This is a genomic window from Pantoea folii, assembly GCF_056678875.1.
On record NZ_JBWXON010000026.1, the window covers coordinates 37772 to 58391 of the forward strand.

The 20620-nt window shown below is 55.4% G+C and carries 17 protein-coding genes; 11 read left to right on the forward strand and 6 right to left on the reverse strand.

What is annotated here, in order from left to right; genetic code table 11:
• Positions 1-7: 7 nt before the first annotated feature.
• Together araG and AC1MDE_RS23650 are read right to left on the reverse strand one after the other, a co-directional pair.
• Positions 8-1528, reverse strand: a complete 1521-nt coding sequence (araG, locus tag AC1MDE_RS23645) for an L-arabinose ABC transporter ATP-binding protein AraG (RefSeq protein ID WP_479400941.1) — start codon at positions 1526-1528, stop codon at positions 8-10.
• A gap of 144 nt (positions 1529-1672) precedes the next feature.
• Complete coding sequence (locus tag AC1MDE_RS23650) at positions 1673-2656, reverse strand: arabinose ABC transporter substrate-binding protein (protein ID WP_038647214.1); 984 nt, start codon at positions 2654-2656, stop codon at positions 1673-1675.
• 366 nt (positions 2657-3022) lie between these two features.
• On the opposite strand from AC1MDE_RS23650, the gene AC1MDE_RS23655 reads away from it, so the two are divergent.
• Both AC1MDE_RS23655 and araA read left to right on the forward strand, forming a co-directional pair.
• The gene (locus AC1MDE_RS23655; protein ID WP_479400942.1) at positions 3023-4708 is read left to right on the forward strand and encodes a ribulokinase; all 1686 of its coding nucleotides are present in this window, start codon (positions 3023-3025) and stop codon (positions 4706-4708) included.
• Between the two features lie 11 nt (positions 4709-4719).
• Complete coding sequence (gene araA, locus AC1MDE_RS23660; protein ID WP_479400943.1) at positions 4720-6210, forward strand: L-arabinose isomerase; 1491 nt, start codon at positions 4720-4722, stop codon at positions 6208-6210.
• Between the two features lie 1568 nt (positions 6211-7778).
• Here the strand turns inward: araA and yjfF are convergent.
• The 4 genes from yjfF to ytfQ are packed head-to-tail and all read right to left on the reverse strand — an operon-like array spanning position 7779 to position 12304.
• A complete protein-coding gene (yjfF, locus tag AC1MDE_RS23665) occupies positions 7779-8765 on the reverse strand; it encodes a galactofuranose ABC transporter, permease protein YjfF (protein WP_038647220.1) in 987 nt (328 codons plus the stop codon).
• On the reverse strand, positions 8762-9778 hold the full coding sequence (gene ytfT / locus AC1MDE_RS23670; protein ID WP_058962433.1) for a galactofuranose ABC transporter, ATP-binding protein YtfT: 1017 nt from the start codon (positions 9776-9778) through the stop codon (positions 8762-8764). The genes yjfF and ytfT overlap by 4 nt, the downstream gene beginning before the upstream one ends.
• Positions 9771-11291: a galactofuranose ABC transporter, ATP-binding protein YtfR gene (gene ytfR, locus AC1MDE_RS23675; RefSeq protein WP_058962432.1), complete on the reverse strand. Its 1521-nt coding sequence runs from the start codon at positions 11289-11291 to the stop codon at positions 9771-9773. The genes ytfT and ytfR overlap by 8 nt, the downstream gene beginning before the upstream one ends.
• Positions 11292-11347: 56 nt before the next feature.
• Positions 11348-12304: a galactofuranose ABC transporter, galactofuranose-binding protein YtfQ gene (gene ytfQ, locus AC1MDE_RS23680; RefSeq protein ID WP_058962431.1), complete on the reverse strand. Its 957-nt coding sequence runs from the start codon at positions 12302-12304 to the stop codon at positions 11348-11350.
• A gap of 675 nt (positions 12305-12979) precedes the next feature.
• On the opposite strand from ytfQ, the gene ydgT reads away from it, so the two are divergent.
• The 9 genes from ydgT (at position 12980) to nth (ending at position 20610) form a co-directional block, all read left to right on the forward strand.
• Positions 12980-13195 (forward strand): transcription modulator YdgT, encoded by a 216-nt coding sequence (ydgT, locus tag AC1MDE_RS23685; RefSeq protein WP_034827409.1) that lies wholly within the window; start codon positions 12980-12982, stop codon positions 13193-13195.
• Between the two features lie 101 nt (positions 13196-13296).
• Positions 13297-13740, forward strand: a complete 444-nt coding sequence (locus AC1MDE_RS23690) for a DUF2569 domain-containing protein (protein WP_480345140.1) — start codon at positions 13297-13299, stop codon at positions 13738-13740.
• 123 nt (positions 13741-13863) lie between these two features.
• On the forward strand, positions 13864-14445 hold the full coding sequence (gene rsxA, locus AC1MDE_RS23695) for an electron transport complex subunit RsxA (protein WP_084938429.1): 582 nt from the start codon (positions 13864-13866) through the stop codon (positions 14443-14445).
• Positions 14445-15023 (forward strand): electron transport complex subunit RsxB, encoded by a 579-nt coding sequence (gene rsxB / locus AC1MDE_RS23700; RefSeq protein ID WP_034827415.1) that lies wholly within the window; start codon positions 14445-14447, stop codon positions 15021-15023. Before rsxA ends, rsxB begins: the two co-directional genes overlap by 1 nt.
• Complete coding sequence (rsxC, locus tag AC1MDE_RS23705; RefSeq protein ID WP_480345141.1) at positions 15016-17589, forward strand: electron transport complex subunit RsxC; 2574 nt, start codon at positions 15016-15018, stop codon at positions 17587-17589. Before rsxB ends, rsxC begins: the two co-directional genes overlap by 8 nt.
• Positions 17590-18648: an electron transport complex subunit RsxD gene (gene rsxD / locus AC1MDE_RS23710; protein ID WP_479414568.1), complete on the forward strand. Its 1059-nt coding sequence runs from the start codon at positions 17590-17592 to the stop codon at positions 18646-18648. It begins immediately after the preceding gene.
• A 2-nt stretch (positions 18649-18650) separates the two neighbouring features.
• The gene (rsxG, locus tag AC1MDE_RS23715; RefSeq protein ID WP_166931562.1) at positions 18651-19283 is read left to right on the forward strand and encodes an electron transport complex subunit RsxG; all 633 of its coding nucleotides are present in this window, start codon (positions 18651-18653) and stop codon (positions 19281-19283) included.
• Positions 19280-19981 carry an electron transport complex subunit E gene (locus AC1MDE_RS23720; protein ID WP_097119808.1) on the forward strand — a complete coding sequence of 234 codons (702 nt, stop codon included), beginning with the start codon at positions 19280-19282 and terminating at the stop codon, positions 19979-19981. The genes rsxG and AC1MDE_RS23720 overlap by 4 nt, the downstream gene beginning before the upstream one ends.
• Positions 19978-20610, forward strand: coding sequence for an endonuclease III (gene nth, locus AC1MDE_RS23725; protein ID WP_058962383.1), 633 nt, complete (start codon positions 19978-19980; stop codon positions 20608-20610). Before AC1MDE_RS23720 ends, nth begins: the two co-directional genes overlap by 4 nt.
• Positions 20611-20620: the final 10 nt, after the last annotated feature.

Here is a 20620-nt window from a genome sequence, read left to right on the forward strand (position 1 = left end):
CTTTACATCAGGCCACGGCGGCCGCTTGAGGGGTTTTCGGCATCGCCAGGCTCAGCGTCAGCTGCTCCGTGGCCGCGTCGTGTGGCAGTTCTCCGGCAATTTCACCTTCGCGCATCACCACGATGCGGTCAGCCAGCCCCATGACTTCGGGCAGATCGCTGGAAGCAAACAGCACCGCGATCCCTTTATTTGCCAGTTGGTAAATCAGGTTATAAATCTCATGTTTGGCACCGACATCAATACCGCGCGTCGGCTCATCCAGCAGAATCACGTTCATCTCTTCGGACAGCCAGCGGCCCAGAATCGCCTTCTGCTGATTGCCCCCTGAAAGGTTCATGATCAGCTGCTGCGGCCCTGGCGTTTTGATATTCAGTGAGCGGATGTGGAGATCGGCGTTTTTCGCCTCCCAGCCGGGTTTAATCAGACAACCCGCCGTGAGGTTATGGCGGCGTGCGCTGATATTGATGTTGTCGCGCACCGAGTGCACCGGAATAATCCCTTCGGATTTACGATCCTCCGGGCACAGCATGATGCCCGCGCGGATCGCATCGATCGGCTGACGGATGTTGAGCTTTTTGCCATCCAGCGACACGCTGCCGCCGCGCAGTTTGGTGGCACCAAACAGCCCTTTCATCAATTCGCTGCGCCCCGCCCCCACCAGCCCAAACAGGCCGACGATTTCACCGGCTCGCACCGTGAGCGAAATCGGCATGCGCACGCCTTTGGCTTCGACCTGGTCAAGCTGCAAACGCACTTTGCCTAAGGCACGCGGCGCATAACCGTAGATATCGCCGAGGTTACGCCCCACCATCGCCTGCACCAGGTCGTCATGATGCGTATTCGGCATATCAGTGAAAGTGCGCACGTAGCGACCATCTTTGAACACGGTGATCGCATCACTTAGGGCAAAAATTTCCTCCATGCGATGCGACACATACAGCACGGTACGGCCCTGATCGCGCAGCTGTCGGATGACGCGGAACAGATGCTCGATTTCACGCGCCGAAAGTGAACTGGTCGGCTCATCAAAAGCGATGATGCGCGCATTGCGCGCCAGCGCTTTGGCAATCTCCACCATTTGCCACTGGCCGAGCGACAGATATTTCAGCGGCATATCAGGATCGATATCCATGCCAAGATTTTTTAGCTGCAAATCCGCTTCGTAGCGCAGCAGTTTGCGATTCACCAACCCGCGTTTATGGGGTAATTGGCCGAGATAGATGTTTTCCGCCACGCTCATCTCAGGCACCAGATGCAGTTCCTGATAGATGATCGCCACACCCGCATCCAGCGCATCCACGGTGTTGTTGAAGCTTTTGGTTTCGCCTTTGATGCGAATTTCACCTTCAGTCGGCTGATAACTGCCGCTGAGAATCTTTAACAGCGTGGATTTCCCTGCGCCGTTTTCGCCCATCAGCGCGTGCACTTCCCCGGCGCGGCACTGGAATGAGATATCCTGCAGCGCCTTGACGCCCGGAAAGGTTTTACTGATGCCATGAAAGGACAGAAAGGCTTTATCAGTTTCCATGGAAACTCCTCTTCGCCTCCATCCTTCGCGCCGTTGCCGCGTTGTCTTCGCGCTTTGCCCCAGCCATTAATGAAACTGGAGCAAACGCGATTGCCAACCTGCTGCAACACCCGGGATGGAGGCTGCGTTTATCAATCAGGCGACTTACATCAGCCCTTTCTTCGCCAACTCAGTTTTGAAGTTGTCGCGGGTAATCAGCACCACATCGGTGACTTCGGTGAACTTCGCGGGCTCTTCGCCTTTGGTCACCCAGTTGTAAAGCATCTGGCTGCTCTTATAACCGTGCACATCCGGGCTTGGCAGCAGCGAACCGTAGAAGCCGGTTGGTGCGCCTTTAGACAGCTCGCTCACCGCATCCACGCCGTTGATGCCAATGCCAATCACGTCGGGCGCTTTAAAGCCCTGGCCTTCGGTCGCGCGCACGCCACCCAGCACGGTGTTGTCATTCATGCCGACAATCAGCCAGTGTTTCACTTCTGGATGCTGCACCAGCAGCGAGTTACCGGCATCAAATGCCCCCGGAATATCGTTGGATTTGGTCGGCACCTGATAGATTTGCTTCTCCGGGAATCCAGCCGCTTTCAGCGCTTCCATCGAACCGCCGGTGCGACGACGCGCAGTGTCCAGCTCATTGGCGGTAATCGCCATGACGCCGGTCTCTTTCGCATCCCAGCCGCGCTTCTGCATCTCTTTGTAGAGTTCCTGTCCCTGGCGCTCACCGATTTTGGTTGCGGCCATCATCACCAACGGCACGGTGTCCATTGGCTTGCCTTTGGCGGTAACAAACTGGTCATCAACCGCAATCACTTTCAGGCCATAGCTACGCGCCTTCGCCACGATGGCTGAACCCAGCTTCGGGTCCGGGGTGCAAATCACGAAGCCTTTGGCCCCGCTCGCCGCCAGGCTATCAATGGCATTCAGGGTTTTCTCGCCGTCGGGCACGGCAATTTTGATCACGTCAAAGCCGAGATCTTTGCCAGCCTTATCAGCGAACTTCCATTCGGTCTGGAACCAGGGTTCCTCCGGTTGTTTGACGAGGAAACCGAGTTTCATGGTCTCGGCGATAGCGGATTGTGACATAACCGCGGCGAGACCTACCGCCGCCAGCGCTTTAGTGAATTTATGCATGATGCTCTCCGGCACAATGATGTTTTATCGCTGTTAATAACGAATCGGTGTAAACGCTACCAATTGGATTTCACGTTTGGGTACAGCGCAAAATCAGCGCGTTAGCTCAAAGGTTGTACAAAGGCTGTGCAAACGCTGGGCTAGTTGTAGCGGTAATGGCGAAGAAAAATGTAGAGCGGTATCACATCCCAAAACGATGACCAATTCCTCCATATATTCAGCGAAATTAACCAGTCATTAACTTTTGCTGCCGATCACAGAACGGTTCCGATGACAGAAAAGTGCATATTCTCAGCCAGCGATGACTAACCGCTTATGCACCCGCATTCCAGGATAGAGCCAGATAACTCACACAGGAGAATCCCAATGGGTGCTGGCGCCATAACAATTGGGCTGGATTTTGGCAGTGACTCGGTGCGTGCCCTCGCCGTGGACTGCCACAGTGGTAAAGAGCTGGAAAAGGCGGTGGTGAACTATCCACGCTGGGCGAAGGGTGAATTCTGTGACGCGCACGCCAACCGTTTTCGCCATCATCCACAAGACTATATCGACGCGCTGGAGCAGGCGGTGGTCGCGGTGGTGCAAGCGTTAACTCCCGAACAACGCGCTGCCGTGGTGGGGATAGGCGTGGATTCAACGGGTTCAACCCCTGCACCGATTGACCGTGACGGCAACGTGTTAGCCTTGCGCCCGGAATTCTCCACCAACCCCAACGCTATGTTTGTGTTGTGGAAAGATCACACCGCGATTGAAGAAGCGGAAGAGATTAATCAGCTGTGCCGCAATGGTCATTTCACCGATTACACCCGCTATATCGGCGGCGTGTATTCGTCGGAGTGGTTCTGGGCCAAGATTCTGCACGTGTCACGCCAGGATGCAGCAGTGCGTGATGCGGCAGTGTCTTGGGTGGAACTCTGCGATTGGGTACCGGCACTGTTGAGCGGTCGCACTGCCCCAGCACAGCTGCAACGCGGACGCTGCGCCGCCGGGCATAAATCGCTGTGGCATCCTGAATGGCAGGGTTTACCGCCCGCAGATTTTTTCCGTGCACTCGATCCGATGTTGGTTGAGCAGCTGGATTCTCCATTGTTTACCGACACCTTCACTGCTGATGTACCGGTGGGCACGCTTTCCAGCGAATGGGCGCAGCGTTTGGGATTGTCTGAGCAGGTGATTTTGTCCGGTGGGGCCTTCGACTGTCATATGGGTGCGGTCGGTGCGGGCGCGCAGCCTTATACGCTGGTGAAAGTGATTGGCACCTCAACCTGCGACATTTTAATTGCCGACAGCGAGAAAGTCGGCGATCGCGCCATTAAAGGCATTTGCGGCCAGGTCGATGGCAGCGTGGTACCGGGCGCCATCGGCTGCGAAGCGGGTCAATCGGCGTTTGGTGATATCTACGCCTGGTTTAGCCGCTTGCTGGGCTGGCCGTTGCAGCAGGCCGTGACGCGCCATCCTGAGTTGCAGCCGCAACTCGCCGAGATGCAGCAGGATTTAATCCGTTCCCTTACCGAAGCCTGGGCTGCCGATCCCCAGCTTGATCATCTGCCCGTGGTTCTCGATTGGTTCAACGGGCGTCGAACACCGGATGCAAATCAGCGCCTGAAAGGCGTAATCACCGATTTGAATCTTGGCACCGACGCGCCTGCGTTGTTTGGTGGTCTGGTGGCTGCCACGGCCTTTGGTGCCCGCGCCATTATGGAGTGTTTCGAGAAGCAGCAGATTCCGGTGGAGAGCATTCTGACGCTCGGCGGTATCGCACGGAAGTCCCCCGCCATTATGCAAGCCTGTTGCGACGTGATGAACCGTCCGCTGGATATCGTGGCTTCTGACGAGTGCTGCGCGCTGGGTGCTGCCATTTTTGCCGCCGTCGCCGCAAACGTGTATGCCGATGTGCCTGCCGCACAGCAGGTGATGGCAAGTCCGATCGCTGTGACCTTGCAACCCAACAGTCTGCGCGTGGCGGGCTATCAACAGCTTTATCAACGCTATCAAAACTGGTGCCAGGCCGCTGAACCTCAGTATGCCGCCCGCGCCACATCCGCTAAGTAAAGGAGCGAGAAATGGAACAGAACGTTTGGTTTGTGATTGGAACGCAGCATCTCTACGGAGCGGAAACCTTGCGCCAGGTTGAACATCACGCGCGCCAGGTGATGGACGGATTGAATCAGGCAGGCACACTGCCGGTACCGCTGGTGTTGAAGCCGCTGGTGAAATCACCGGATGAAGCGCTGGCGCTGTGCCGCGAGGCTAATCACGACAATAGTTGTGTCGGTATCATTACCTGGTTACATACCTTCTCACCGGCCAAGATGTGGATTGGTGGGCTGAGTATCCTGAATAAGCCGCTGTTGCAATTCCATACCCAGTTCAACGCAGAAATTCCGTGGGACAGTATGGATATGGACTTTATGAACCTGAACCAGACCGCACATGGCGGCCGAGAGTTCGGCTTTATCGGCGCGCGCATGGGCTTACAGCACAGCGTGGTGACTGGCCACTGGCAGGATAAGACCAGCCAGCAACGCATCGGACGCTGGATCAATGCGGCACTTGCGAAGCAGGCCAGCCAGCAGCTGAAAGTGGCGCGCTTTGGCGACAATATGCGCGAAGTGGCGGTGACCGAAGGCGATAAGGTGGCGGCGCAGATTCAGTTTGGTTATTCGGTCAACGGTTGGGGCGTGGGTGATTTAGTCGAGGTGGTGAACAGCGTCAGCGATGGCGATGTGCATGCGCTGATCGATGAATACGAGAGCCAGTATTTGTTCGGCGAGGCTGCCGCCGTGAATGGCGAGAAGCGTCAGAACGTGCTGGATGCGGCGCGCATTGAATTAGGTTTGAAGCGTTTCCTCGATGATGAGGGCTGCAAAGCCTTTACCACCAATTTCCAGACTCTGCACGGCATGACGCAGTTGCCAGGCTTGGCCGTTCAACGTTTGATGGGCCAGGGTTATGGTTTTGCCGGTGAAGGTGACTGGAAGACCGCTGCGCTGCTGCATATTTTGAAGGTGCAAGCCGGGAATCGTGCGGGCGGTACTTCATTTATGGAGGATTACACCTATCACTTTTCCCCGGGCAATGATTTGGTGCTGGGTTCACATATGCTGGAAGTGTGCCCTTCGATTGCTAAAGAGGCGAAGCCGTTAATTGACGTGCAGTTCCTTGGCATTGGTGGCAAAGCGGATCCGGCGCGCATGATTTTCTCCACGCCGGCTGGTCGCGCGGTGAATGCCAGTGTGATTGATATGGGCGATCGTTTCCGTTTGCTGGTGAATGTGGTGGATGCGATTGAGCAGCCGAAACCGCTGCCGAAATTGCCGGTCGCGCGTGCCTTGTGGCGTGCCCAGCCCTCACTGGCTACCGCTTCCGAGGCATGGATTTTAGCAGGTGGGGCGCACCATACGGTGTTTAGTCAGGCACTGGATTTGGATGATATGTATCTGTACGGCGAGCTGAACGGCATCGAGGTGCTGGTGATCGATGAGAATACGCGTTTGCCGGCGTTTAAAGATGCATTGCGCTGGAATGAGGCGTATTACCGGTTAGCGCGCTGATCGTGTTATGACCTGTTGAAGCCGCGTTGAGTCGCGGCTTTTTTGTGGCTAAAACCTGCGATCCAGGCAGCATAGCAACGCCCACCTTTGTCTCCTTTATGCAGGTTCGTTGCGGTTTTTTTGGCGCTGAATTTGAATCGAATTTTCAGGTTTGCACTGACTACAGCAATGACAGTCTCAATTGCACCCTAAAGGCCAGCCCGAAGAGCAAAGCGTTCGCGCCAGGGATGGCGCGGCCGATCTGCATGGATGCGGGGTTCCTTTGCGATCGGGCTGGCCTTTAGGGGGCTTCGCACCGAACCATCAGCAACTCCACCTAACTTACAAAGATGGGTGCTGTGGCTAAAAACGCGCGGTTCAGTCGACAAAGGTGGGCGTTGCGTAAAGTCGGCGTGAATACATCCCTGTAGCCTCGGACGCCGCATCCCTGCGGCGTACGCTTTACTCCACTGCCCACCTTTGTCTCCTTTATGCAGGTTCGTTGCGGTTTTTTGGCGCTGAATTTGAATCGAACGCTCAGGTTCACACTGACTACAGCAATAACAGCCCTGACCACCGTTGTCTCTATACGGAGGCTTGATGCGATGTTTTATTAGTTCAGTACTGAACAGAACTTTCAAGTTTGCAGGGACTACAGCAATGACAGTCTCAATTGCCCCATAAAGGCCAGCCCGAAGAGCAAAGCGTTCGCGCCAGGGATGGCGCGGTCGATCTGCATGGATGCGGGGTTCCTTTGCGATCGGGCTGGCCTTTAGGGGGCTTCGCACCGAACCATCAGCAACTCCACCTAACTTACAAAGATGGGTGCTGTGGCTAAAAACGCGCGGTTCAGTCGACAAAGGTGGACGTTGCGTAAAGTCGGCGTGAATACATCCCTGTAGCCTCGGACGCCGCATCCCTGCGGCGTACGCTTTACTCCACTGCCCACCTTTGTCTCCTTTATGCAGGTTCGTTGCGGTTTTTTGGCGCTGAATTTGAATTGAACGCTCAGGTTCACACTGACTACAGCAATAACAGCCCTGACCACCGTTGTCTCTATACGGAGGCTTGATGCGATGTTTTATTAGTCCAGTACTGAACAGAACTTTCAAGTTTGCAGGGACTACAGCAATGACAGTCTCAATTGCCCCATAAAGGCCAGCCCGAAGAGCAAAGCGTTCGCGCCAGGGATGGCGCGGTCGATCTGCATGGATGCGGGGTTCCTTTGCGATCGGGCTGGCCTTTAGGGGGCTTCGCACCGAACCATCCGCAACTCCACCTAACTTACAAAGATGGGTGCTGTGGCTAAAAACGCGCGGTCCAGTCGACAAAGGTGGGCGTTGCGTAAAGTCGGCGTGAATACATCCCTGTAGCCTCGGACGCCGCATCCCTGCGGCGTACGCTTTACTCCACTGCCCACCTTTGTCTCCTTTATGCAGGTTCGTTGCATTCAAAATATGAGCACCAACCCCTGCAATCCCTCCCAATATCCACAATTCTGAGCACCAAGCCTCCAACATCCTCGAATCGGCGACCCAAAACAAAAAAGGTGCGCCAATTTGCGCACCTCTTGAACATCCCACTCACGACTACGAAGTTAAACGCTTAACCGGCGCATTCTTCTGACGATCCCACATCACGGTCAGCAGGCGCTGCAGTGCGATAAACGCGAACAACAGAATACCGATGGCGATCTTCGTCCACCACGAACTCAGCGTGCCATCGAAGTTAATCCATGTCTGAATCAGCCCCTGGATCAACACCCCAAACAACGTGCCGAGCACCGTGCCCACGCCACCGGACAGCAAGGTGCCGCCGATCACCACAGAGGCAATCGCGTCCAGTTCCACGCCCAAACCTGCCAGGGCGTAGCCTGCTGAGGTATAGATCGAGAACACAATCCCCGCCAGTGTCGCCAGGGTGGTGGAAAGCATATAAATCTTGATGGTGGTGGCGCGCGTCGAAACGCCCATCAACTGCGCTGATGTCAGATTGCCGCCAATCGCATACACCTGATTACCAAAACGCGTGCGATGCGCGAGGATGATCCCGCCAATCACCACCACCAGCATAATCACTGCCAGCAAACTAAGGCGCCCGCCGCCGGGGATCTTCCACGCCAGGCTAGACAGTGTGGAATACAACGGATGATCAATGGGAATCGAATTCTCCGACACCAGATAGCTACAGCCGCGCAGGAAAAACATCCCCGCCAGGGTAATAATAAAGGCCGGGATCTTCAGCGCATCGATAAGCCAGCCCATCATGGCGCCAAACAGTGCTCCCATCGCCAGCACAATCGCGAAGGCAAGAATCGGATCGACGTGATAATCACCGATAATTTTCGCCAAAAATACACCGCTAAAGGCGATAACGGCCCCCACTGACAGATCGATACCGCCTGACAAAATCACAAATGTCATGCCCACGGCGATAATGCCGAGAAACGCGTTATCGGTCAGGATATTACAGATCACGCGTGTCGAGGCAAAGCCAGGGAACTGACTCAGGCAGAACAGATAACCGGCGACAAACACCAGCAGCGTAATCATCAATGGCAGATGGCGTTTAATCATTTTGGACGTCTCCCTTTCAGCATGGCGATAAAGCGCGGCGATTGCAGCAACAGCACACACATCACCACCACCGCTTTCACCACCTGATTCAGCTCCGGCGGGAAGCCAGACAGCAAAATACCGGTGTTCATCGACTGAATAATCAGCGCGCCAACCAGCGACAACACCAGATTAAAACGCCCGCCCATCAACGATGCACCGCCAATCACCACGGCGAGAATGGCATCCAACTCCAGCCATAGACCGGCGTTGTTAGCATCGGCGCCACGTATATCGGCTGCCACGATCAGGCCCGCGACTGCCGCACACACGCCGCTAATGGCATAAGTGGACATCACTACTAACCAGCCATTAACACCAGCATTACGTGCGGCGCGCAGGTTAATCCCCACCGCTTCGATAAACAGGCCCAGCGCGGTTTTGCGCGTCAGCAGCCACACTAACAGTGCCACCAGTAGCGTTATCCACACCGGAACCGGCAGCATCCACAGCGAGCCGCTGCCAAACCAGCCGAGGCTGTCGCTGTTAAAGGTCACAATCTGACCCTGGGTAATCAGCTGAGCGATACCGCGCCCGGCCACCATCAAAATCAACGTGGCCACAAACGGCTGAATCTTCAGCAGCGCCACCAGCACACCGTTCCATAAGCCGCAGGCCAGGCCGGTGCCGAGTGTGGCGAGAATAATAAAACTCAGGCTGTGTCCCGCAACCGTCAGCGTGGCCGCTGTCGCCCCCGCAATCGCCATCACTGCGCCGACCGACAAATCAATCCCGCCAGTGGCAATCACCAGCGTCATACCGACCGCCAGTAAGGCGACGGGTGCAGCGCGGTTGAGGATATCAATCGGGCTGCCGAACAGGCGGCCGTCCTGAATATGCACGGCAAAAAAATTGTTGGCGACCAGGCTATCCACCAACAGCACCAGAATCAGCGCGACGATTTGCGGCATGCCTGGCGGTAACTTCGGCTTACGCCGTTCAGGTTTTGGATGTGTCATAGGGGATTCAAGCATGTTGTGCTCCTCCATCGGCGATGGCATTGACGATCGATGCCACCGACAGCTGCTCCAGCGGGATTTCAGCCACCTGCTTCAAATCACGCATGATCAACACGCGGTCGGCATAGCCCACCAGCTCTTCGAGTTCAGAGGAGATAACCAGTAACGCCAGTCCATCGGCGCACAGGGTTTCAATCAAACGAATGATCTCGGCATGTGCACCGACGTCAATGCCGCGCGTCGGTTCGTCGAGAATTAAGAATTGCGGCTTCGTCACCAGCCAGCGTGACAGCAGCACCTTCTGCTGATTACCGCCGGAGAGTAATTCCACCGGCTGATCGGCATGTGGCGTGCGAATTCCCAGGCTTTTGATAAAGCGATCGGCGATGGCCTGCTGCTCACGCCGTTTAATCGGTCGCAGCCAGCCGCGTTGGGCCTGTAGCGCCAGAATAATATTCTCGCGCACCGATGCAGCGCCGATAATACCGTCGGTTTTACGATCTTCCGGGCAGAACCCCATGCCCAGATGGGAGGCTTTGGCCGGTGTCCGGATGTGCTGCACTTTGCCTTTGATGGTGGCAGTACCCCGATCCGCACGACGGATACCAAACAGCACTTCGGCGGTTTCCGTGCGCCCCGATCCCAGTAATCCCGCTAAGCCCACCACTTCTCCCGGACGCACCTCCAGGTCGAAAGGCTCAATGGTGCCCTTCTTGCCGTAGTCTTTGAATGACACCACCGGTTGGTTGCTTTTCAGCGTGCTGCCCTGACGCTGCAAGGCAGTTTCCAGTAACTCGCGCCCCAGCATCAGTTTGATCAATTCGATTTGCGGCAGCGATGCCGTATCACGCGTGGCTATAAACTGGCCATTGCGCAAAACGGTAATACGATCGGTGATGCGATATACCTGGTCGAGAAAATGAGTCACAAAAATCAGGCTCATCCCTTTGGCTTTCAGTTGCGCCATCAGGGTGAATAGCATTTCCACTTCGCTGGCATCGAGGCTGGCGGTGGGTTCATCGAGGATTAACACCTGTGCGGAGAGATCCACGGCGCGGCAAATCGCAATGATTTGCTGCATCGCCACCGAGTAATGGCCCAGGGGACGCGCCACGTCGAGCGCAAAACCGTAGTTGCGCATCAGCGCATCGGCATCGCGCACCATACGTTTACGGTCGATCATGCCAAAGCGGCGCGGCTCGCGGCCGATGTAGAGATTGTCTGCCACCGACATATTCGGCAGGAGATTCACCTCCTGATAAACCGTGCCGATGCCCATTTGCTGTGCATCGGCGGTATTGTGCGGTGAAATGGCAGTGCCATTCAGGGTGATGGTGCCTGCATCACGGGTGTACACGCCGGTCAGCACTTTAATCAGCGTGGATTTCCCGGCGCCGTTTTCGCCCAGCAGCGCCATGATCTCGCCTTTGCGAATGCTGAATGAGACATTATCCAGCGCTTTCACGCCGGGGAAACCTTTGCTGATACCGTTGAGAGTCAGGAGTGCGGATGCATCTGCGGTGCTCATCAGGTTCTACCTCGCCTTACGTCATGAATAACCGCCCCGAAGGGCGGTTGCGGGGATCAGTAACCCATGCCTTTTTTGGTGTCGAGCTGTGCCTGCGCTGAGTCTGGCAGAAACAGTTTCGATTCGGTTTTGATGATTTTTGGTGGCATCGTGCCGTCTTTTTTGAATTTCTCCAGCGCATCGAATGCAGGACCCGCCATGTTTGGCGTCAGCTCGACGTTGGCATTGGCCTCACCCGCCAGCATCGCTTTATAGATATCCGGTACGCCGTCGATAGAACCGGTCAAAATATCTTTGCCTGGCTTCAGACCCGCTTCTTTAATGGCCTGAATGGCGCCGATCGCCATATCATCGTTGTGCGCATACACCATGCAGATGTTCTTGCCGTTGTTTTCCGCTTTGATAAAGCTCTCCATCACCTCTTTACCTTTACTACGGGTAAAGTCGCCGGACTGCGAACGGATCACTTTGATGTTTTTGTGACCCGCGATGGCTTCGGCGAAGCCTTTTTTGCGGTCGATGGCTACGCTGGCACCTACGGTGCCTTGTAACTCAACCACGTTACACTTCTTATCGCCGACCGTTTTCACCAGCCAGTCACCGATCAACTTGCCTTCCAGCACGTTGTCTGCGGTCACCACCGCCATGTACAGCGACTTATCTTTCACCACGATGGCGCGATCTAACAGGAACACCGGGATTTTGGCGTCTTTGGCTTCTTCCAGCACCGGTTCCCAACCGGTTTGTACTACCGGAGCGATGAAGATGGCGTCAACGCCCTGTGCGATAAACGAGCGCACCGCTTTGATTTGGTTTTCCTGCTTCTGCTGACCATCGGCGATTTTCAACGTGATACCGCGCTTTTGCGCTTCGCTTTTCGCCACGTTGGTTTCTGCTGAACGCCAGCCAGACTCCGAGCCAACCTGTGAGAAGCCCACCGTCATGTCAGCGGCAAGTACCGAAGCACTGAGTGCTGAACTGACCATGGCGGTTAAGAGTAAACGTTTCCACATAATTTCATTCCTCTGAAGGGAGTGTGCTGTAGGGGTACAAAACGCAGATTAAGCCTGGCGCAAAAGCGAGAAAACAAGCGCGACATGCCTCACAAAATAGAATGAATTAAAGGAGTTACGAAATTATCCATGTAAGAAGTCATACCAGCTATATGGACAATTTGCCTGATATTTATTTCAGTGACGGTTAAATAAATGTAATAAACAGAATCGGTTAGGATGGTGGCTACTGGAAGCGATTACAGACGCTGCGTAAAGAATGGTTATCGACTACGGGCACAAGCAATGATCAGTTTTGTGATTACTCGCACACTCCATGATTTAGAGTTTCAAAGCGTGTAGATGCCATTGCTGAACTGTTCGACATAAATCGGCCTAATAAACGTCTTATATGAATGAAAGTCAGGGCACTAAGCCTGATAAAGAATGAAAACTTTCATTTACGATAAAGGTGTGAGCTTTTTTCACATCATGCTGTCCGTCGGGGTTGAATTTGTCTTAATCCCGTCCGGAAATGCGCGTTTATAACGGCAAAATGAAGAAAAAATGTCTTTTGATGAGCGAATTAGCTCATGTGGTCTGATTTTTGAATTTTTTTAATGCTGGCGTATGGACTCTGTCAGTGCGCTCCCTATACTTGGGCACTTCCGAGCACTTTATTTTTAGATGGCAATCATGACTGCGCTAGATTACCTGCTGAAATTCCGCAAAGTGAATAATCTCGATAGTCTGGAAAAACTCTACGACCATCTTAATTATTCGCTGACCGATGACAATGACATCATCAATATGTATCGCGCTGCCGATCATCGTCGTGCTGAACTTGTTTCCGGCGGCCGCCTTTATGATATGGGCCGCGTGCCGAAATCAGTCTGGCGCTACGTAATGTAATGGGTTTTCCCCGCCTTTTTCTGCACTATTGCGTTGTCCATGTCGGGCGTGCCCCGTTTGGACATACAACGCCTTCTTAATTTCGCTACAGGATCCACAAGATGACCGAATCGGTAAACCCGCCGCGTATTGCTGGCTGGCTGTTGTTGCCGCTGGCCTGGTTGATTATGACGATGCTGACCAGTGCGCTGGTGGTGGCCATGTATCTGAGTCCGTTGTTTGATGCAGAATTGCGTACCACGTTGTTTACTCATGCCAGCCAATTGTTCACGCAATGGGCGATTTCCCTGCTCACCGCAGGCGTGGTTTGGGTCTACAGTATCTGGGTTTGCTGGATGTTCTGTAAACGTTCGCGCCGTTTACCGCGCCATTACATCCTGTGGCTGCTGATGACAGTATTACTGGCGTTGAAAACCTTTGCGTTCACCCCGGTGGCGGATAGTAAAGCGATTCAAACGTTGCTGTTGTCGCTGTTGGCTGCCGCAGTATTTGTGCCTTACTTCAAACGTTCCAAGCGTGTGAAACAGACGTTTATCCAACCGTAATGGCGCGAGTTTCGTCAGGAATTTAATTCTGAGTGCTCTCAACACCCACACATTTTGTGAAGAGGTTGAGATGCACCTCTCAATTCCGGATAATAGACGCCTTTCGGCTTCCCAGGTTAAAAAATGACCGATTACTTACTTCTCTTTATTGGCACCGTGCTGGTGAACAACTTCGTGTTGGTCAAATTCCTCGGCCTATGCCCCTTTATGGGCGTGTCAAAAAAACTGGAAACGGCCATTGGCATGGGACTCGCCACCACTTTCGTGATCACTCTGGCAGCGATCTGCGCCTGGCTGGTGAACCATCTGATTCTGGTGCCGCTCGATCTGGTGTACTTGCGTACTCTGGCGTATATCCTGGTGATCGCCGTGGTGGTGCAATTCACCGAGATGGTGGTGCGCAAAACCAGCCCGTCACTCTATCGCTTACTGGGTATCTTCCTGCCGCTGATTACCACTAACTGTGCGGTGCTGGGTGTTCCTTTGCTGAGTGTCAATCTTAACCACACCTTTTTGCAGGCCGCAGTTTATGGCTTCAGTGCCTCGCTTGGCTTCTCGCTGGTGATGGTGCTGTTCGCCGGCATGCGTGAACGCCTGGTATTAGCCAACGTCCCTGCCCCGTTCAAAGGCAACTCGATTGCATTGGTCACCGCAGGTTTGATGGCGCTGGCCTTTATGGGCTTTACCGGGTTGGTGAAATTCTAATGACCGCGATTTGGATTGCTATTGTGGCTATTGCTGCGCTGGGCCTGGTATTTGGCGCCCTGCTCGGCTATGCCTCGCGCCGATTCGAGGTGGAAGAAGATCCGATCGTTGAACAGATCGACAGCATTCTGCCGCAGAGTCAGTGTGGCCAGTGCGGATATCCGGGTTGCCGTCCTTATGCGGATGCCGTTGGCAATAACGGTGAAGCCATTAATAAATGCGCCCCCGGCGGCGAGCAGACCATGCTCAAGCTGGCCGCACTGCTGAACGTTGAACCGCAACCGCTGGATGGCGGTGAGGAAGTGCAGGAGCCGATCCGCACGGTAGCCTGGATCGATGAAGCCAACTGCATCGGCTGCACCAAATGTATTCAGGCTTGCCCGGTGGATGCGATTGTCGGTGCCACCCGCGCCATGCACACCGTGTTGAGCGATGTCTGCACTGGTTGCGATCTGTGCGTAGCACCTTGTCCGACCGATTGCATTGAGATGCGTCCCGTTGCCACGACCACGGCCAACTGGAAATGGGATCTCGAAACCATTCCTGTACGGGTGATCCCGGTAGAAACTCATGCTTAATTTGTTAAACCTGTTCCGCAAAGAGAAGCTGTGGGATTTCCAGGGCGGCATTCATCCGCCGGAAATGAAAACCCAGTCTAACGGCACGCCGTTGAGGCAGTTGCCGCTGCCTGAACAATTCATCATTCCGTTAAAACAGCATATCGGCCATGAAGGCGAGATTTGTGTCTCACCGGGCGATCACGTCTTGCGCGGTCAGGCGCTGACGTTTGGCAGCGGACGCATGCTGCCGGTGCACGCACCGACCTCCGGCACCATCGAAGCGATTGCGCCACATATGACCGCGCACCCTTCGGGTCTTTCCGAACTGTGCATTTTCCTGCGCGCCGATGGTGAAGATCGCTGGACTGCACTCGATCCGCAACCTGACTATCGTGCGCTTCCGCGTGAAGATGTCGTCAAGCGCATCCATGAGGCAGGTGTCGCCGGTTTAGGTGGCGCTGGCTTCCCGACCGCCACCAAGCTACGTGGCGGATTGCGCGGCGTCAAAACCCTGATTATCAACGCTGCGGAGTGCGAGCCTTACATCACCGCCGACGATCGCCTGATGCAGGACTGCGCGGCTGAAGTGCTGGAAGGTTGTCGTATCCTCGCCTGGGTGTTGCAGGCTGAGCGCGTGCTGATTGGCATCGAAGATAACAAACCCGAAGCGATTGCGGCGCTGACGCAGGCTTTGGGCGGTGATTGCGAGTTGCAACTGCGCGTCATCCCCACCAAGTACCCATCGGGTGGCGCCAAACAATTGACCCAGATTCTTACTGGCGTTGAAGTACCGCACGGCGGTCGATCCACTGATATTGGCGTACTGATGCAAAACGTTGGTACGGCCTGGGCGGTTAAGCGCGCCATTATCGATGGCGAGCCGATTACCGAACGCGTCGTCACGCTGACCGGCGAAGCCATTGCGCAGCCGCGCAACGTGTGGGGACGTCTGGGCACGCCGGTTAGCCATCTGTTGCATCATGTGGGTTTCGCGCCGGGTTCACGTCAGATGGTGATCATGGGCGGCCCATTGATGGGCTTTACGCTGCCATCACTCAACGTCCCGCTGGTTAAAATTTCCAACTGTATCCTGGCGCCTTCTGCCAGTGAGATGGGCAATAACGAAGAAGAACAGTCTTGTATTCGTTGCAGCGCCTGTGCGGACGCCTGCCCGGCGAAACTGCTGCCTCAGCAGCTGTTCTGGTACAGCCAGGGCGGCGATCATGAGAAGGCGCGCGCTCACAATATCGATGACTGCATTGAGTGCGGTGCCTGTGCGTACGTCTGCCCAAGTAATATTCCGCTGGTGCAATATTATCGCCAGGAGAAGGCCGAGCTGCGCGCTATCGATCTCGAAGCGAAGCGCACCGCTGAAGCTAAAGCGCGCTTTGAAGCGCGTCAGGCGCGTTTAGAGCGGGAAAAACTGGCGCGTGAAGCGCGTCATGAAGAAGCTAAACAGCGTGTGGCACTTAGCGATCAGGGTGAACGTGACGTGGCGATTGCTCGCGTGAAGGCGCGTGCCGCCAAAACACCGGAACAGGAAACCGCCGAGCGCGAGGCGCGCCATGCGCAGGCGTTGGCTCAGCAGGCGGAAAAACAGTCTGAAACGCAGGCGCTGAGCAAGCAGTCTGGCGATCCGCGTAAAGCCGCTGTTGAAGCGGCCATTGCGCGTGCTAAGGCGAAGAAGTCTGGTGTGGCGGCTGGCGAACAACCGTCTGAAACTGCTGGTGTTGCACCCTCCGCTGAGGCTGATCCACGTAAAGCTGCGGTTGAAGCCGCCATTGCGCGCGCCAAAGCGAAGAAAGACGCTGCGGCGGCTAGCGAACAAAATCCTGAAACTGCTGATGCAGCCCCGGTCGCTGAAGTTGATCCGCGTAAAGCGGCGGTTGAAGCCGCCATTGCGCGCGCTAAAGCGAAGAAAGCCGCTGCGGCTGGCGAACAAGCGCCTGCATCTGCTGATACAGCCCCGGTCGCTGAAGTTGATCCTCGTAAAGCCGCGGTTGAAGCCGCTATTGCGCGTGCTAAAGCGAAGAAAGCCGCTGCTGCTGGCGAACAAGCGCCTGCATCTGCTGATGCAGTCCCGGCCGCTGAAGTTGATCCGCGTAAAGCGGCGGTTGAAGCCGCCATTGCGCGTGCTAAAGCGAAGAAAGCCGCTGCTGCTGGCGAACAAGCATCTGAACCTGCTGATACAGCACCGACCGCTGAGGTTGATCCTCGCAAAGCCGCAGTTGAAGCCGCTATTGCCCGTGCTAAGGCGAAGAAAGCGGCTGCGGCGGCTGAGCAGATATCTGAACCTGCTGACGAACCACACGCACCTGAGCCTTCTGATGCAGCACCTGCCGCTGAAATCGATCCGCGTAAAGCCGCGGTGGAAGCGGCCATTGCGCGCGCTAAAGCGAAGAAAGCTGCGGCAGCTGCCGAGCAAGCTTCTGCGTCTGTTGAAGCCGCACCTGAATCATCTTCTGAAGTAGAGGCTGCTGCCTCTCCTGACTCCGCCGACCCACGAAAAGCGGCCATTGCCGCCGCGGTCGCCCGTGCCAAAGCGCGTAAAGCGCAGCAGCAGCCTTCGACGACTGAGGATTAAATGGCTTTTCGTATCGCAAGTTCCCCTTATACCCACAACCGCCGCAGCACCGGCAACATCATGCTGCTGGTGGTACTGGCTGCGCTGCCGGGTATGGCCGCGCAGTGGTATTTCTTTGGCGTGGGTTTTCTGATTCAGGTATTGCTCGCCACCGCCACCGCATGGATCACCGAAGGCGCCATTTTGCGTCTGCGCAAAACACCAGTGGTTCCGACTCTCTCGGATAACTCCGCCCTGCTCACCGCGCTGCTGCTCGGCATCAGTCTGCCGCCGCTGGCGCCCTGGTGGCTGGTGGTCATTGGTACCGTGTTTGCCATTGTTATCGCGAAACAACTGTATGGCGGCCTGGGTCAAAACCCCTTCAACCCAGCGATGGTCGGTTATGTGGTCTTACTGATCTCCTTCCCGGTACAGATGACCAGCTGGTTGCCGCCTGAGTCATTGCAGGCAATCAAACCCGGCCTGCTGGATTCTCTCAGCATGATCTTCACCAATCACACGCTGGCCGGTCAAACCATGCAGCAGTTGCAGCTCGGGGTGGATGGCGTCAGCCAGGCCACGCCGCTGGATACCTTTAAAACCGGCTTGCGCGCTGGACATAGCGCAGAACAGTTGCTGGCGGAACCGATCTATACCGGTGTGCTGGCGGGATTGGGCTGGCAGTGGATCAACCTCGGTTACCTGCTGGGCGGTATGCTGCTGCTGGCAAAAAATGCCATTCGCTGGCACATCCCCGTCAGTTTCCTGGTGTCGCTGGCCTTCTGCGCCACCCTTGGCTGGTTGTTCTCGTCGGAATCGCTGAACTCGCCCCTGATTCATTTGTTCTCCGGCGCGACCATGCTCGGCGCGTTCTTTATCGCCACCGATCCGGTCACCGCCTCGACTACCAACCGTGGTCGCCTGGTGTATGGTGCACTGATTGGTTTGCTGGTGTGGTTGATTCGCAGCTTTGGCGGCTATCCGGACGGCGTGGCGTTCGCCGTTTTGCTGGCAAACATTTGCGTGCCGCTGATTGATTACTACACCCAGCCGCGCGTTTACGGCCATCGCAAGGATTAATGATGTTCGATGCTATTCGTAAAAATGCCGTGACGCTGGCGGCGTTTGCGGTGATCACCACCGGCGTCACTGCGGTAGTGAACTATGTCACCAAGCCGACGGTGGAACATCAAACGGCACTGCAGCAAAAAAACCTGCTCGATCAGGTAGTGCCTACCGAGATGTATGACAACCACATTCAGCAAGAGTGTTTCCTGGTGACGGATGCAGCGGCATTAGGCAATAACCAGCCGCATCATCTCTATCTGGCGCGTAAAGGTGATAAACCCGTCGCGGCGGCGCTTGAGACTACCGCGCCAGACGGCTATTCTGGTGCGATTCAGATGCTGGTCGGTGCCGATTTTCACGGCAAAGTATTAGGTGTCCGCGTAGTGGAACACCATGAAACGCCTGGACTGGGCGACAAGATTGAACTGCGCATTTCCGACTGGATCAACAGCTTTAACGGCAAAGTGGTGCACGGTGCCGACGACAAGAACTTTGCGGTGAAAAAAGACGGCGGTGAATTTGATCAATTTACCGGCGCGACCATTACCCCGCGTGCAGTGGTGAATGCCACTAAACGTACCGCATTACTGATTGAAACGTTGCCAGCGAAGCTCTCTTCGCTGCCCGAATGTGGAGATGCACCATGAGTGAAGCAAAATCCCTGCTGGTTGGCGGCCTGTGGAAGAACAACTCCGCCTTGGTGCAACTGCTCGGCTTGTGTCCGCTGCTGGCCGTGACCTCAACCGCCACTAACGCCCTCGGCCTTGGCCTGGCCACCACGCTGGTGTTAACCATCACCAACAGCGCTATCTCCGCCTCGCGTCGTTGGGTGCCGGCGGAAATCCGTATCCCTATTTACGTAATGATCATCGCTTCGGTAGTGAGCTGCGTGCAGATGCTGATCAATGCTTACGCTTACGGGCTGTATCAGTCATTGGGAATCTTTATTCCCCTGATCGTGACCAACTGTATTGTGGTGGGCCGCGCGGAAGCGGTGGCGTCGAAAAGCAGCATCCCGCTCTCGGCGCTGGATGGATTTGCCATTGGTATGGGCGCGACCTGCGCGATGGTGACGCTAGGTTCGATTCGTGAATTGATCGGTAGCGGCACCCTGTTTAACGGTGCTGACCAACTGCTGGGCCCCTGGGCCAAAGCGCTGCGCATTGAAGTATTTCATTTTGATTCACCGATGCTGCTGGCTATGTTGCCGCCTGGAGCTTTTATTGGCTTAGGCATGCTGCTGGCCGGTAAATATCTGATCGATCAGAAAATGAAGCAACGAGCCGCCCTGCGCGCTGCTGAACCTGAAGCCGCGCCACAAGGTGAAACCGGGAAGGCCGTGTGAACAAGGAAAAGCGCCTGCAAATTCTCACGCGCCTGCGTGATGACAACCCGCATCCCACAACGGAACTGTACTTCAGTTCACCGTTTGAACTGCTGATTGCGGTGCTGCTGTCCGCACAGGCCACCGATGTGAGCGTGAACAAAGCCACGGCGAAGATGTATCCGGTGGCAAATACCCCCGCCGCTATATTGGCTTTGGGTGTTGATGGCGTGAAAGAGTTCATCAAGACCATCGGCCTGTTTAACAGCAAGGCAGAGAATGTGATCAAAACCTGCCGCATCCTCATCGAGCAGCACGGTGGTGAAGTTCCAGAGGACCGTGCGGCATTAGAAGCCCTGCCCGGCGTCGGACGCAAGACCGCCAACGTGGTGCTGAATACCGCTTTTGGCTGGCCGACCATTGCCGTGGATACGCATATTTTCCGCGTCAGCAATCGCACCCGCTTCGCGCCCGGCAAGAATGTCGAAGAAGTGGAAGATAAGCTGATTAAAGTGGTGCCCTCTGCTTTTAAAGTCGATTGCCACCATTGGTTAATCTTGCACGGCCGCTATACCTGCGTGGCACGTAAACCGCGCTGCGGCTCCTGCCTGATTGAAGATTTGTGTGAGTTTGACGCTAAAGAGTCTTAGTGTCCGCCAG

Coding starts and splice junctions, on each gene's coding strand:
- AC1MDE_RS23650 (WP_038647214.1), bottom strand. CDS start 2,656: ATGCATAAATTCACTAAAGCGCTGGCGGCGGTAGGTCTCGCCGCGGTT.
- araG (WP_479400941.1), bottom strand. CDS start 1,528: ATGGAAACTGATAAAGCCTTTCTGTCCTTTCATGGCATCAGTAAAACC.
- ytfT (WP_058962433.1), bottom strand. CDS start 9,778: ATGCTTGAATCCCCTATGACACATCCAAAACCTGAACGGCGTAAGCCG.
- rsxC (WP_480345141.1), top strand. CDS start 15,016: ATGCTTAATTTGTTAAACCTGTTCCGCAAAGAGAAGCTGTGGGATTTC.
- rsxA (WP_084938429.1), top strand. CDS start 13,864: ATGACCGATTACTTACTTCTCTTTATTGGCACCGTGCTGGTGAACAAC.
- AC1MDE_RS23655 (WP_479400942.1), top strand. CDS start 3,023: ATGGGTGCTGGCGCCATAACAATTGGGCTGGATTTTGGCAGTGACTCG.
- ydgT (WP_034827409.1), top strand. CDS start 12,980: ATGACTGCGCTAGATTACCTGCTGAAATTCCGCAAAGTGAATAATCTC.
- yjfF (WP_038647220.1), bottom strand. CDS start 8,765: ATGATTAAACGCCATCTGCCATTGATGATTACGCTGCTGGTGTTTGTC.
- ytfR (WP_058962432.1), bottom strand. CDS start 11,291: ATGAGCACCGCAGATGCATCCGCACTCCTGACTCTCAACGGTATCAGC.
- rsxB (WP_034827415.1), top strand. CDS start 14,445: ATGACCGCGATTTGGATTGCTATTGTGGCTATTGCTGCGCTGGGCCTG.
- ytfQ (WP_058962431.1), bottom strand. CDS start 12,304: ATGTGGAAACGTTTACTCTTAACCGCCATGGTCAGTTCAGCACTCAGT.
- AC1MDE_RS23690 (WP_480345140.1), top strand. CDS start 13,297: ATGACCGAATCGGTAAACCCGCCGCGTATTGCTGGCTGGCTGTTGTTG.
- AC1MDE_RS23720 (WP_097119808.1), top strand. CDS start 19,280: ATGAGTGAAGCAAAATCCCTGCTGGTTGGCGGCCTGTGGAAGAACAAC.
- araA (WP_479400943.1), top strand. CDS start 4,720: ATGGAACAGAACGTTTGGTTTGTGATTGGAACGCAGCATCTCTACGGA.
- rsxD (WP_479414568.1), top strand. CDS start 17,590: ATGGCTTTTCGTATCGCAAGTTCCCCTTATACCCACAACCGCCGCAGC.
- rsxG (WP_166931562.1), top strand. CDS start 18,651: ATGTTCGATGCTATTCGTAAAAATGCCGTGACGCTGGCGGCGTTTGCG.